This is a genomic window from Methanolobus sp. WCC4 (assembly GCF_038022665.1).
In the GTDB taxonomy this organism is placed as follows: domain Archaea; phylum Halobacteriota; class Methanosarcinia; order Methanosarcinales; family Methanosarcinaceae; genus Methanolobus.
In genome coordinates this window covers 813,366-827,743 of the sequence record NZ_CP150629.1, presented here as the reverse complement: position 1 = coordinate 827,743, position 14,378 = coordinate 813,366, and the positions used below count along the sequence as shown (strand labels likewise).

At 46.7% G+C, this 14,378-nt stretch carries 10 protein-coding genes, 1 tRNA gene and 2 rRNA genes; 8 read left to right on the top strand and 5 right to left on the bottom strand.

What is annotated here, in order from left to right:
- Nucleotides 1-47 precede the first annotated feature (47 nt).
- The 3 genes from V7O63_RS04135 to V7O63_RS04125 all read right to left on the bottom strand — a co-directional run bounded on the left by V7O63_RS04135 (nucleotide 48) and on the right by V7O63_RS04125 (nucleotide 4,738).
- Nucleotides 48-2,971: ribosomal RNA gene (locus V7O63_RS04135) — 23S ribosomal RNA — on the bottom strand.
- Between the two features lie 121 nt (nucleotides 2,972-3,092).
- Nucleotides 3,093-3,165 (bottom strand) — tRNA-Ala (locus V7O63_RS04130).
- 99 nt (nucleotides 3,166-3,264) lie between these two features.
- A 16S ribosomal RNA gene (locus V7O63_RS04125) occupies nucleotides 3,265-4,738 on the bottom strand.
- The 16S and 23S rRNA genes sit together here with 1 tRNA gene alongside, the layout of an rRNA operon.
- Nucleotides 4,739-5,385: 647 nt before the next feature.
- On the opposite strand from V7O63_RS04125, the gene V7O63_RS04120 reads away from it, so the two are divergent.
- From V7O63_RS04120 to V7O63_RS04110, 3 genes are all read left to right on the top strand, one after another.
- A complete protein-coding gene (locus tag V7O63_RS04120) occupies nucleotides 5,386-6,183 on the top strand; it encodes a serine protein kinase RIO (protein WP_340820252.1) in 798 nt (265 codons plus the stop codon).
- A gap of 27 nt (nucleotides 6,184-6,210) precedes the next feature.
- On the top strand, nucleotides 6,211-6,747 hold the full coding sequence (locus tag V7O63_RS04115) for a KH domain-containing protein (protein ID WP_340820251.1): 537 nt from the start codon (nucleotides 6,211-6,213) through the stop codon (nucleotides 6,745-6,747).
- Between the two features lie 101 nt (nucleotides 6,748-6,848).
- Nucleotides 6,849-7,544 carry a DUF1614 domain-containing protein gene (locus V7O63_RS04110; RefSeq protein WP_340820250.1) on the top strand — a complete coding sequence of 232 codons (696 nt, stop codon included), beginning with the start codon at nucleotides 6,849-6,851 and terminating at the stop codon, nucleotides 7,542-7,544.
- Here the strand turns inward: V7O63_RS04110 and V7O63_RS04105 are convergent.
- Together V7O63_RS04105 and V7O63_RS04100 are read right to left on the bottom strand one after the other, a co-directional pair.
- Nucleotides 7,527-8,432: an ATPase domain-containing protein gene (locus tag V7O63_RS04105; RefSeq protein ID WP_340820249.1), complete on the bottom strand. Its 906-nt coding sequence runs from the start codon at nucleotides 8,430-8,432 to the stop codon at nucleotides 7,527-7,529. The genes V7O63_RS04110 and V7O63_RS04105 overlap by 18 nt on opposite strands.
- 86 nt (nucleotides 8,433-8,518) lie before the next feature.
- Entirely contained in the window at nucleotides 8,519-9,889 is a 1,371-nt protein-coding gene (locus V7O63_RS04100) for a dihydroorotase (protein WP_340820248.1), read from the bottom strand.
- 222 nt (nucleotides 9,890-10,111) lie between these two features.
- Here V7O63_RS04100 and V7O63_RS04095 point away from each other — a divergent pair, with 222 nt between their 5' ends.
- Genes V7O63_RS04095 through phoU form a run of 5 tightly spaced genes read left to right on the top strand, consistent with a single transcriptional unit; the run spans nucleotide 10,112 to nucleotide 14,230 of the window.
- Nucleotides 10,112-10,987, top strand: coding sequence for a PstS family phosphate ABC transporter substrate-binding protein (locus tag V7O63_RS04095; RefSeq protein ID WP_340820247.1), 876 nt, complete (start codon nucleotides 10,112-10,114; stop codon nucleotides 10,985-10,987).
- Nucleotides 10,988-11,011: 24 nt separating this feature from the next.
- On the top strand, nucleotides 11,012-11,899 hold the full coding sequence (gene pstC / locus V7O63_RS04090) for a phosphate ABC transporter permease subunit PstC (RefSeq protein WP_340820246.1): 888 nt from the start codon (nucleotides 11,012-11,014) through the stop codon (nucleotides 11,897-11,899).
- A gap of 5 nt (nucleotides 11,900-11,904) precedes the next feature.
- Nucleotides 11,905-12,762: a phosphate ABC transporter permease PstA gene (pstA, locus tag V7O63_RS04085; RefSeq protein ID WP_340820245.1), complete on the top strand. Its 858-nt coding sequence runs from the start codon at nucleotides 11,905-11,907 to the stop codon at nucleotides 12,760-12,762.
- Between the two features lie 42 nt (nucleotides 12,763-12,804).
- On the top strand, nucleotides 12,805-13,575 hold the full coding sequence (gene pstB / locus V7O63_RS04080) for a phosphate ABC transporter ATP-binding protein PstB (protein WP_340820244.1): 771 nt from the start codon (nucleotides 12,805-12,807) through the stop codon (nucleotides 13,573-13,575).
- Nucleotides 13,576-13,579: 4 nt separating this feature from the next.
- Nucleotides 13,580-14,230, top strand: coding sequence for a phosphate signaling complex protein PhoU (phoU, locus tag V7O63_RS04075; protein ID WP_340820243.1), 651 nt, complete (start codon nucleotides 13,580-13,582; stop codon nucleotides 14,228-14,230).
- Nucleotides 14,231-14,378: the final 148 nt, after the last annotated feature.

Sequence of the window (14,378 nt, the reverse complement as noted above, 5' to 3'; positions counted from 1 at the left end):
CGTGTATATTAACATGCACATATCAGATTTCGCCTGGACAAAGCAAGACGGACAGGCACGGATTTTTAGTAGCCGCGGACTGAACACCTCGTTGCCTTGGTGCGTACATCCCGACCCTATCAAACCGGTCTTATACCGGGATCCTTAAAGTGGTCTCTTTTCAAGTCAGATTTCGAGCTTAGATGCATTCAGCTCTTATTCCTTAGCGCGTAGCTGCTCAGCAGTGCCCTGTCGGACAACTGATACACCAGTGGCGCCGCTACTCTGTTCCTCTCGTACTAAAAGTAGCTTACCCTCAGACCACAGACACCTCTAGTAGATAGTAACCGACCTGTCTCACGACGGTCTAAACCCAGCTCACGATCTCCTTTAATAGGCGAACAACCTCACCCTTGGCCGCTGCTGCACGGCCAGGATGGAAAGAACCGACATCGAAGTAGCAAGCTGCCGGGTCGATATGTGCTCTTGCCGGCAACAACTCAATTATCCCCGGGGTAACTTTTCTGTCATTTTTGGCTCGCACCAAGCGAGCTCAAAAGTTCGCTAGAACCGACTTTCGTCTCGTCATCCACTACTGTGCTGAATAACGTCAGGCTGACTTATGCTCTTACACTCTTCAGTGGGTTTCCGACCCACTTGAGTCAACCTTTGTGCGCCCTTGATATCTTTTCAAGGGCGTCCCGCCCCAGGCAAACTGCCCACCTATCGGGGTCCTCTTCTCAGAGTAAGGGCCGTAATTTCAGAAGGGTAGTGTCCCAATGGCGACTCCATCGATGCTGGCGCACCGACTTCGACGTCTCCTACCTACACTGTACATCCAAAATCACAACCCAACGACAGGCTGCAGTAAAGCTCCACGGGGTCTTCACTTCCCCCTAGAGGTCTCTAGACTGTGCACTAGAAAGTAAGCTTCACCGGACTCTGGCTAGGGACAGTAGAGCTCTCATTGATCCATTCATGCGAGTCGCCAATTAAGCGACAAGGTACTACGCTACCTTAAGAGGGTCATAGTTACCCCCGCTGTTTACAGGCCCTTCGTCCCGTTGAAACGGGGTTTCAGGTACCTGCACTGAGCAGGATTCAGAGATCGTACTAGCCCTTACGGGTTTGCGATCTCCTATGTTGGTATTAGACAGTTAGAGCTCTCTTGTCACTGCGACCTGCTGTCTTCACAGCAGGCACTCCTTCTCCCGAAGTTACGGAGCTAATTTGCCGAATTCCCTTAGCCAAATTGTTCCGACACGCCTTAGCCTTTTCAGCTAGGGGCACCTGTGTCAGTTCTCGGTACGGACCCATGACTCCCTTTTCACGGGTTCCCGGGTGCAGCTGACTTTCGCCATTACATATTCGCCCGCTTCTCGCCATTACGGCTCTCCACGGGATTCGATGCTTAGACGGCGCGACGGCGCCGCTCAGCCTGCCCAAAAACGTCAGTTTATTGTCATGAGGTACAGGAATATTAACCTGTTTCCCTTTCGGCGTACTCGAATTACGGTACGTCTTAGGACCGACTAACCCTCGGCTGACGATCATTGCCGAGGAAACCTAGCCCCTTCGGCGGTTAGGATTCTCACCTAACTATGCTGTTACTATTACCAGGATTTTCGTTTCCGCCCGGTCCACAGGACTTCACAGCCCTGCTTCTGCCCGAACGCAACGCCTTCCTACGAGATCACCTTGCGGTGCTCCGTGGTATCGGTGGTCGACTTGAGCCCCGTCCATTTTCGGGGCCCCAAACCTCGACTGGTGGGCTGTTACGCACTCTTTAAAGGATAGCTGCTTCTAAGCTAACCTTCCAGCTGTCTAGGGCTTAGGACGCCCTTTAGTATTAACACTTAGTCGACACTTAGGGACCTTAACCACGGGCTGGGTTGTCTCCCTTACGGACTACAGGCTTACCCCAGTAGTCCGGACTCCAATTGTCTACGACGACGGTGAGTTTGGAGTTTGACAAGCGGCTGAGGAATTTCTTCCCCGGGACCACCAATCAGTGCTCTACTTCACCGACTATCTCAAATTAGGTCATGCTACGACATGTTTCGGAAGGAACCAGCTGATGCCGGGTTAGATTAGCCTTTCACTCCGAGACGCAGGTCACACGAATGATTTGCAGATCAATACCGCTTGCGGTCCTCCACGTAGCTTTCGCCACGCTTCAACCTGCCCACGCCTAGATCACCCGGCTTCGGGTCGTATCCTAATGACTCCACGCACTTGTATACGTCGCTCCTCACCTTGCGGTTGCGAGCATGTTGCTTTCGCTTCGGCTTCCTATTTGAAAGTTAGCCATCGCCATTTGAATACACTCCCTGGCCCGTTCTTCAAAACGTAAGATATGACATTGGCAATATTACCCGTACTGCGGCCTCGCGACCGTTTCCTTCGTAATAAAGATCCTTTAACGCCATATCGCTCCATCGCCTCCAGGTTTCAGGCACTTTTAACCTCCCTTCTTGGGGTACTTTTCAGTTTTCGGTCACCCTACTAGTTCGCTATCGGTCTCAAGAAGTATTTAGTTTTGGAAGTTGGTGCCTCCCAAATTCACGCGAGAATTCCAACTCACGCTACTCAGGCTGTTTTCCAGATCCTTTGGTTGTTGTTTACGTGACTATCACACTCTATGGTCTAACGTTCCAGAAAAGTTAAACTTCAACCAGGTCGGATCTTTAGAAAAGCCTACAACACCACATCTCCCGCATGTTTCCAGCGGGATTCAGTTTGAACTGTACCGTGTTCATTCGCCATTACTAACGGCATCTCTTCGATTTCTTTTCCTGCCCCTACTAAGATGCTTCAATTCGGGGCGTTCCCGATCATTGCTGATCAACACGCAAAACGTGTTAGGAAGACCCATTAGGAGATCCCAGGTTCATAGGCTCCATGCACCTACCCTGGGCTTATCGCAGCTTGGCACGTCCCTCTTCAGCTCTTGAGCCGAGCCATCCACCTGAAGGCATATTAACCAGAGTCCATCTCACTTTGTCCAGTGAGCGTCTGATATATGCATGCATATACACGATATCATTGCGGCCGTCGTTGCTTCGACCGCTTCATCCTTCCCCGGAGACATTACTCTCCAGGTGCACTATTAATGGACTTGCAGGGATTCGAACCCTGGGCCTTCGCCTTGCAAAGGCGACGATCTTCCAACTGATCTACAAGCCCATAGAAGATTCACTTAGAATCTTACCTTGTTATCTCGGATCTGACAGTTTTTCGATTTCTGACCGGTAAGTGGTGATGGACTTTGTGTCCATCATGCTTAGGAGGTGATCCAGCCGCAGATTCCCCTACGGCTACCTTGTTACGACTTAACCCCCCTTGCGAAATTTAGGTTCGAACACGGCACTAGTCCATGCCCTCACCCATACCTCACTCGGGTGGTTTGACGGGCGGTGTGTGCAAGGAGCAGGGACGTATTCACCGCGCTATATTGAAACGCGATTACTACGGATTCCAGCTTCATGAGGGCGAGTTGCAGCCCTCAATTCGAACTACGGCCGGGTTTATGAGATTACCAACCCCTTTCGGGGTAGGGACCCATTGTCCCGGTCATTGTAGCCCGCGTGTAGCCCTGGAGATTCGGGGCATACTGACCTACCGTAGCCCGCACCTTCCTCTGGTTTAGCACCAGCGGTCCCCACAGAGTACCCATCATCCCGAAGGATATGCTGGCAACAGTGGGCACGGGTCTCGCTCGTTGCCTGACTTAACAGGATGCTTCACAGTACGAACTGACGACGGCCATGCACCTCCTCTCAGCGATTCAGGTAAGACCTTCAGCCTGACCTACATATTGCTGTCGCCCCAGGTGAGTTTTCCGGCGTTGAGTCCAATTAAACCGCAGGCTCCACCCGTTGTAGTGCTCCCCCGCCAATTCCTTTAAGTTTCAGCCTTGCGGCCGTACTTCCCAGGTGGCTCGCTTCACGGCTTCCCTGCGGCACCTGAAACGGTCGCACCATCCCAGACACCTAGCGAGCATCGTTTACGGCTGGGACTACCCGGGTATCTAATCCGGTTCGTGCCCCCAGCTTTCGTCCCTCACCGTCGGACCCGTTCTGGTAAGACGCCTTCGCCACTGGTGGTCCCACAAGGATTACAAGATTTCACTCCTACCCCTGTAGTACCTCTTACCTCTCCCGGTCCCAAGTCCGACAGTATCCCCCGGAGGCCTAACAGTTGAGCTGTCAGATTTCCCGGAAGACTGATCGAACCGGCTACGGACCCTTTAGACCCAATAATAGTGGCCACCACTCGGGCCGCCGGTGTTACCGCGGCGGCTGGCACCGGTCTTGCCCGGCCCTTGCTAACACCTGCTATTTACACAGGTGGACAGCCAACATAATATGCTGGCACTCAGTATTCCCTTATCGCGGTTTCCCGCATTGTAAAGTTTTCGCGCCTGCTGCGCCCCGTAGGGCCTGGATTCATGTCTCAGAATCCATCTCCGGGCTCTTGCTCTCACAACCCGTACCCGTCGTCGGCTAGTAGGTACATTACACCCACTACAACCTGATAGGCCGCAGATTCATCCTAAGGCACCGGAGCTTTTGACCACAGAACATTCCAGTATCTATGGTATATCAGGTATTATCACCAGTTTCCCGGAGTTATGCCTGACCTTAGGGCAGATTATCCACGTGTTACTGAGCAGTACGCCATGTTCACGAAGAACATTTGACTCGCATGGCTTAGTCGAATACTGATAGCAGTGACCTCTGGCAGGATCAACCAGAATTGTTGATCACACACAAAGGATTGTATTATGGAAGTCATTTAAGGAATCATTAGGAAAGAACTCTCACTAGAGATTCTTTACACATGCACATTAGTTGGTTAATTCCTTCATTTAGTAGTTATACACTACCGGTCAGAATTAACCGAACTGCCAAATCCAACGTCGGACAGAAACAGCTTCTGTCCCCACTAATAAGGCGGTGATCGTAAGTGTTCCGCGCGATTCACGCGGACTCCTTCAAAGGTCATCATCGTATATATACCTTCCGAACGCTTGGTTCGAAGGCAAAGGATGAACCTTTGAGGATAACTTATAATGCACCCCACATTTCCACTCGGATTGTTTATTTTGATCCCAATCCTATATGGAATTTTCGGTGCGATTATCATTCAACGATCTTCATAGAGAAGATACATGAAATCCCTCCAAAACACCTCAGAGGGATTTCATACATACCAATAATAGTACATAAACATAACGTATTTAATTAATTTTGGAATTATTAATATACAATGATAGCAAACCACCATCAGGAAAATAGCAAGCTTTAACAATATATGGTACATAGCAGTACTCAAACCTCGAAATAACAAGATATCCATTAAAAAATACGGATACACAAAGGATACCTGAAAGGGTAAAGGATCATGAAAAAAGAAGTTACCAAAAAAGTGAAGCGTATCGACACCGAAGTGGACAGGTCAAGGATGAGACGCAAGGATGCCGACACACTCAAAGTGAAGGAGAACGTCTTTGACGAGCCCACATTGAAAACGTTATACACACTATCCAATAAAGGAATAGTAGAAGCAATAGGAGGGTCGATCAGCACAGGAAAGGAAGCAAACGTATTCCTGGCAGAAGGAGAGGACAGGGACATAGCTGTCAAGATATACAGGATGTCCTCAAGCACCTTCCGGTCGATGGAAGACTACATACTGGGCGATCCGCGCTTCAGGAACATAAGACATTCAAAACGTGACATAATCTTTGCGTGGACAAAGAAAGAACAAAGGAACCTCGTACGCGCAAAGGAAGCAGGTGTTCTCGTACCTGAACCCATAGTCGCCGAGCGTAACATCCTCGTAATGGAATTCATGGGCGAGGATGAAGTATCATACCCACAATTAAAAGATATAAAGCTCGAAACTGAGACTGCCAGAGAAGTATATAATACAATAATCAATTACATAAATCTCCTGTACAACAAAGCGAACCTCGTACATGGGGACCTGAGCGAATACAATATACTCATAGTACCAGACACCAAAGAACCCGTGATCATAGATATGGGCCAGTCGGTCACAAAAGAACATCCCAGATCAAGGGATTTCCTGATAAGGGATATAGAGAACATAGTACGATATTTCAAAAAATATGGAATAAATGAAGAGCCACAGGAATTGTATTCAGCAATAAGGAACAAAGAAGAAAAAACAGAATAATGAATTCATAATTATAAGGTAGATCAAATGACACATATCAAAGTTCCTAAAGACAGAGTTGGCGCCATAATAGGACCAAAAGGTCGCGTCAAGCAGATAATTGAGGAGAGATCAACAGCATCCCTGGACATCGACAGCGAAGATGGAACAGTAGAGATCATACCCGGAGACGATCCGGTAGGCGCCATGAAGGCAGAAGACGTCATCAATGCAATAGCAAGAGGATTCAACCCGGACAAGACCTTTTCCATGTTCGATGATGATATGCTGATGCTCGAGGTAATAGATATCTCCAAACATACAAGTACACAGAAAGATCTGCTCCGCCTTAAAGGAAGGATCATTGGAAAAGGCGGTAAGACCAGAGAGATAACAGAAAGACTGATCGGAGTAAAGATGTCAGTCTACGGGAAGACTGTTAGCGTAATTGGAACACCCGAGCAGAACCAGATCGCAAGGACAGCCATCGAAATGCTCATAGAGGGAGCGAACCACGGAAGTGTTTATAGTTATCTTGAGAAGAAGAGACAGGAACTACTCCAGTCACAGCTTGACTACTATTGAACTACTACCAAGTAAATTAAAAGTAAATGAATAGGTAGCTCAGTTGTATATTCCGCCAAAAATATTAATACCCTGAGTTCCTATTTCACTACGGTGGATAGATGAGAGGATATACCAACAGTTCCGAGATCAGGATGTATGCGGCCTTTGTGCTTATCCTGCTCCCAACAGCAGCTCTTTGTTACAAAGGACAACTTTCCCTTGGAACGATAGGGCCCATATCACTTATCGTCATCCTTTTTGCTATACTTGCAGGATCCCTGGCAGAGATACCTTTCGCAAAGATACGCTCCAGGAAACCGGAACAGCTTTTCAAGTATGCACCGATCCTTGAGGACATATATTCAGTTCCGATAGTAAAAGAGCTGCCAATCGGAAAGCAAAGAGTATTTGACACAACCCTTACGATCAATCTGGGCGGAGCCATCATACCCGCACTTACAATATTATATCTTTTGCTGACACAGCCCAACAATACTGCACTTGAGATAATGCTCATAGTTATCGTGGCAGTCACCCTGTTGTCTGAAATGATGGGAGGGGTCGGGACGATAATTCACGAGTATATAGGGATCATAGCACTCCCCTTCGCACTCATAGTCGAGCCGGAAAATGCCGCATCCATCATGTTCATAGCAGGAGTAGGCGGAATATTAATAGGAAATGCAATATCAGTTGCATTCTTCAATAAGGAAAGAACCGGCAGCGCCTTTATCAGCATAGGCGGTGCAGGAAGTTTTAGGTCTATATACGTGACAACGATCATTGCCACTTTGATATCATATTTCGTCGCCTGACATACTAAGTCTCTCTGCCCTGCGCTTTTCGATCCTGTCCTGCAAGACCTTTGAAGGGAGGTTGAGAGCCCGGTATTTAGCTATACCATTGTTCGTGAAACGGAAAGGCTGAGGCGTATGGTCAACGCGCGTTGCCCTCATCTTCTGAACTGCCAACACTGGCATAGGAGTTGTGTCGATATCATTCGTCTGAATGAAATCAAGGAAGATAACCCCATCACCAAGGAAGTCGAATTCATCATATTCCTTTTTCTCTATACCATGGGATTTCTCGGTCACAAGAATGGCAGTCGTCATATTCTTCTTCAACAACCTGTGAAGACCTCTCCACGACGTAGAAGTGCGGAAATCTGCCGGGGCAGTTAACACATTAAGGGAATCGAAAACTATCCTTTCGGGCTTATGAGAGTCAATTATCTCCATCATCTCTTCCGAGGTCAGCATTGAGATACCGAATATCTCAAGATAACCATCATCGATATATTTACCTACATCCCATCCGAACCTGGCAAAATGCTGCACAAGCTGTTGTGCCCTTTCCTCGAATGAGAAGAAGATACACCTTTCACCATTCTTCACACCCTCCATCAGATACTGCATGGAAAAGGTAGTCTTGCCAGTGCCCGGCGGACCGGTCAAAATAACAGCAAACCCTTTAGGGAAGCCACCTTCCAGAAAATCATCCATCCCGGGTATGCCCGTAGGTACCCTTTTGATGATACGGTCTATGTTCTGGGTGTCAAGCTTAGCTTTGAAACGAGTGGAATCAAGATTAAGAAGAGCCTTTTCAAGCACGACATTCTTCGCACCAAGCTCTTTTTCATATCGTTCAAGGACTTTTATCGCATCTGCGCTTAATGTAGTATGAATAGGGAATTTGGTTTTCATCACACCACCGTGTGTACATAATATGCGATTATATATTTAAAATGTTATGGTGCTATGGACATAAGTAATAAAATATGAACATACCACTACTCTGAATCCTTTGAGATGAGACCTTTACCGGGAAGGAAGTTTCCGCGCCCCCGGGAAGCCACAAGGCCACCATCCCATACCACATCGCCCCTTGCGATAGTGTACTCGGGGAAGATACCATCCATCCCTTCATAAGGCGTCCATCCTGCTTTACTATGCAGGTCATCGCCCTTTATTTCCTGAACATGTGTCGGGTCGACCACTATCAGATCGGCATCATACCCTTCTGCAAAGGAACCTTTTGAAAAGCGGTCCAGCTTGAATATGCGTGCCGGGTTCTTACTTGTAACCTCGATCATGCGCCCAAGCGGGATAAGATTCCTCTTTACGGCAACGAGCATTAAAGGCATCAATGTCTCAACACCCGGCACACCGGATGGTGCACTCTTGATATCGGTGTCCTTTTCTGCCTCGGTGTGTGGCGCATGGTCCGAAGCAACCATATCTATAGTACCGTCATTCAATGAGTTCAGAAGCATTTTGACACTTCGGCGATCCCTGAGAGGAGGATTCATCCTTCCATATGTACCCAGTCTTTCCCAGTCCTTCGTGGAAAGGAAGAGATGATGCGGAGCAGCCTCACTTGTGATCATAGGAGGGACGCCATTCTTGATATCCAGATACCGTTCCTTACGAAGAAGGCCCACTGATTCAAAAGCGCTTATGTGACAGAAATGAGCCCTTGTCCCATTCTTCTTGATAAGTTGTATTGCCTTCTCAACAGCAAATGCCTCACAGTGATTTGGTCTTGCCCTTGAGTGAGAATCAGGAGACATATCATTTTTGAGATAAGCCTCGCATTCAAGCCTGATCTTATCATCTTCAGCATGTATGCATGGAAGGGCATCGAGCTGTTTGAGCACACCCAGAGCCTCATCAAGACACTTTTCATCAATATTCAGGGCACCTGTTGACTCTGCCATGAAGATCTCACCAAAAGCGGTAGCACCAAGCTCCCATAATTCAGGGAGTTTTTCTATATTACCTGTGACACCACCATAAAGTCCGAAATCGACAACCGAATTACGATTGGCTATTTTCATTTTGTCTTTGAAGGATTTCTTATCTATTGTCGGCGGGATAGTATTAGGATGATCGATAACAGTGGTGATACCACCTGCCGCAGCAGAACATGAGCCAGTGTACCAGTCTTCCTTCTCTGTAAGACCCGGGTCCCTGAAATGAACATGAACATCAATACCTGCAGGCAATGTCAACGCACCTTTAGCATTGATGGTCTGATCCAGTCGCTGAACATCTATCATGCGAGAGATCTGTTTGATCTTACCATCGCTTATGAGGACCTCAGCTGGTTGGAGATAATTGTTAAAGAATACTTTTGTGTTCTTGATAAGAATATCAGGCATATGGAGTACTATTCCTGTAAAAGTATATGCCTTTTATGACAAAGTAAACTGCAGCCCGCACACTACATAAGATATATAGAATATAACCACATATATAGAGAATATAGTTCTAATTATATTCCATACTAGTATATATTGTAATGAGGTAAGCCTTATGTATCGATTTTGTTATGGTTCACTGACAATCAAAATCAAAATCATAAAGTAAGTGGTGAATAATAGATGATAGCAGGAAAGTTATTAAAGAACATATCAATTTGTTCTGTTGTTTTGTTGATCATTGCAGCCGCGTTTGTAGGAATAGGTTGCGTGGACCAGGAAGAAACAACTGCAGAAGGTGAATCCATCATAATCAAGGGATCGGACACCGTACTCCCACTCTCACAGGCAGAATCCGAAGAATTCATGCTTGCTAACCCTGAACATAGTATTACCGTAATTGGCGGAGGATCAGGAGTAGGAATTGCAGCACTCATTGACGGCGAAGTAGAGATCGCAATGGCTTCAAGGACCATCAAGGACTCCGAGATCGAGAATGCAGAAGCAAACGGCATCCAGCCGGTGGAACATGTTATAGCATGGGACGGGATCGCTGTAGTAGTCAACCCTGAGAACCCTGTAACAGAGATCACATTCGAAGACCTTAAGGGAATCTATGACGGAAGCATCAGCAACTGGGCAGATGTCGGTGGGGAAGACCTTCCAATTACAGTCATCACCCGTGACAGCAGTTCAGGAACCTACGGATACTTCCAGGAAGAAGTACTCCTCGATGAGGAATACCGCCAGGATGCACTCGTACAGCCAGCAACCGGTGCCATAGTTCTGGAGATCAGTCAAAACACGGGAGCTATCGGATACATCGGATACGCATACCTCAATGATGAAATATCTGCACTCGCACTTGATGCTGATGGAGAAGGTTTCGTAGAAGCAACCCCGGAGAACATCATTGCAGGAACCTACCCACTCGCAAGACCACTACACTACTACACCAACGGTGAACCAACAGGACTTGCAAAGGAATACCTCGACTACGTAATGAGTCCTACAGGCCAAGACATTATATCATCAGTCGGATACTTCCCGGTAAACTGAATAATGACACTATCTGAGGAATAGATGTTGAACAGACAATTCAGGGAAAAGGGTATTGAATCATTGCTCTTTGCATCAGGAGCAGTGGCTGTGCTTGCCCTATTCCTTCTTTGTATCTTTTTATTCCGCGATGGATTACTCTTATTTGAAGATTACCCGATAAGCGAATTTTTGACCAGCACTAAATGGTTCCCCACAGCAGAGCCGGAACACTTCGGGCTTTTACCATTGTTCCTTGGATCATTGATAGTGACAGTTGGAGCAATATTGTTCTCCGTACCACTGGGAATTGCAGCTGCTATATACATATCAGAACTTGCAGACCCAAGGGTTGCAAACTTTTTGAAACCTGTAACAGAGATACTTGCAGGAATACCATCTGTAGTGTATGGTTTCTTCGGGCTTGTAATTCTGGTACCCATGGTTCAGAAAACACTCCAGATACCAACCGGCCAGACAGCACTTACAGGGTCCATAATGCTGGGAATAATGGCACTGCCTACGATCATATCAATTTCAGAGGATGCAATAAGCTCAGTACCAAGGGCCATAAAAGAAGGATCACTCGCACTGGGTTCCACAAAATGGCAGACAATATACAAAGTAACAGTCCCTGCCGCACTCTCCGGGATCTCAGCAGCCGTTATGCTGGGAGTCGGAAGAGCAATTGGAGAGACAATGACAGTCATGATGGTCACTGGTAACTCAGCCGTGATCCCGGGATTCCCATCCGGCCTGTTCGCACCAGTTAGGACCATGACAGCAACCATTGCACTTGAGATGGGAGAGGTCCCACAGGGAAGCGACCACTTCCACGCTTTGTTCGCTATCGGTTCTGTACTCTTCATCACCACTTTCATAATCAACATTATAGCCAGCTACGTTAAAAGGAGGTACAGGTTCAACCTGTGATGACCATGTTCTCCAATGCAAAACTCAATGAGAAAATAGCCTTCGGGTTATTAAAACTCGCAACAGGGACGGTCGTAGCCTTTGTCCTTGTGATCCTGTACTATATAGTATCCAACGGATACAGCGCACTCAGTATTGAATTCATTACCGAGATGCCAAGAATGAGGATGACCCAGGGAGGTATCTATCCGGCCATAATGGGAACGATATATCTCATTGTTGGCTCTATAGCCGTTGCAATGCCACTTGGTATGCTGTCAGCTATATACCTCACCGAATACTCTAAACCGGGAAAGACAACATGGGCTATCGAAATGGCGATCAATAACCTTGCAGGTACCCCATCCGTTGTGTTTGGACTGTTCGGACTTGCAATGTTCGTGAAGTACCTGGACTTTGGACCCTCAATCCTTTCTGCATCTTTAACACTTGCACTGCTCATATTGCCAGTGATCATAAGAGCAAGTCAGGAAGCACTCCTGACAGTACCAAAAGAGTACAGGGAAGCATCCCTCGCCCTTGGTGTTACAAAGTGGGAGACCATAAGGAGAGTAGTGCTTCCATCTGCTATTCCCGGAATGATCACAGGAGCAATATTAAGTATCGGAAGGGTTGCAGGCGAGACTGCACCGATCCTGCTTACAGGAGCAGCATATTTCCTGCCAAGACTCCCGGACTCGATATATTCACAATTCATGGCACTACCATATCACCTTTATGTGCTGGCCACATCGGGTACCAGCATTTCCCAGACAAGACCGATCCAATACGGTACGGCACTGATATTGCTTATAATAGTACTGTGCGTGAACATCGTTGCAGTAACCGTAAGGTCCCACTACAGAAAAAAACTAAGAAGATAATCCTATCACAACCATTTCGACATAAGATCAAGAGGATAAGATATGCCAGAAACTTATGAGAACGGTACTGAAATTGAGGTCAAGGACCTTAATCTCTGGTATGGGGACAACCATGCACTCCATGATATCTCGATAGATATCCCAAAGAACAGTGTGACAGCATTCATAGGACCTTCAGGGTGTGGCAAGTCCACATTCCTCAGGTGCCTTAACAGGATGAACGACCTTATCCCGACCTGCCGGATAGAGGGCCATGTCAACATCGATGGAGAGGACATATACAAAAAGGAAACAGACGTAGTGGACCTCAGAAAAAGAGTAGGTATGGTATTCCAGAAGCCAAACCCATTCCCAATGTCCATATTCGATAATATTGCATATGGACCCCGCATACATGGAATGAGCAAAAAAGAGATGCCAGAGATCGTTGAAAATGCGCTACGATCAGGGGCACTCTGGGAAGAGGTCTCTGACAGGCAGGACGTTTCTGCCCTTGACCTTAGTGGAGGTCAGCAACAGAGATTATGCATAGCAAGGACACTTGCAGTAAAACCTGAAGTGATACTCTTTGATGAGCCTTGCAGTGCCCTGGACCCAATTTCCACAAGCAAGATAGAGGATCTTATCCTGGAGTTAAAAAAGGACTACACAATTGTCATTGTCACACATAATATGCAACAGGCTGCCAGAATATCAGATTACACAGCATTCTTCCTGCTGGGTGACCTTATAGAGTTCGGAAAGACGAACCAGATATTCGAGAATCCTCAGATGAAGGAAACAGAGGATTACATCACTGGCAGGTTCGGGTGAGTAAATGACACGAGATCAATTCCAGCAAGATCTGGAAAAGCTTAAAGGATTCGTTATTGAAATGGGACAATTGTCCCACAATTCAATTGTTGACTCAATACAGGTTCTCAGGTCCCAGGACTCAAAGCTTGCTGAAAAGATATTTCAGGGCGATGAAGCCATTGACGAGTATGAGTTGAAGATCGAGAAATGTGCCACACAACTGATAGCACGTCAGAATCCAACTGCAGGGGATATGAGACTTGTGATCTCCTGCTTTAAGATAGCAATTGATCTTGAAAGAATGAGCGACCTTGCTGTTGACATTGGCAATGTTGCCAAATGTATGCAAAGAAAAGATACAGAACCACTGGGCAATATTCTAAGAATGGCTGAGCTGTGCGAGGAGATGTTACAGCAAGCGGTAAAAGCCTTTGAAACACTTGACAAGGAACTTGCCTATGATACTGCCTTAAAGGATGATGAGATAGACAGGCTCTTTTACGAAACACAAAGCCTGCTTATTGAAATGATGATAGGGGATAAAGAATTCATCACCAATGCATCACACCTTTTACTGGTACTTCGCTACCTTGAGAGATGCGGAGACCATGCATGCAATATCTGTGAAAGTATTGTGTACATAGCAGCAGGCCAGAGAGTCGACCTTAATTGATCGCCAGCAACTTTTATAGCAGAATCTGAGCTGGTATCAGCCTAAAAAGAGATTTTGCTCTCTTTCTTTTTTAAGAATTTACAGTAAAGACATGCAATCTATTTGGAGATTTGTCTTCAGGGGAAAGATACATAAGATACGGAATAAG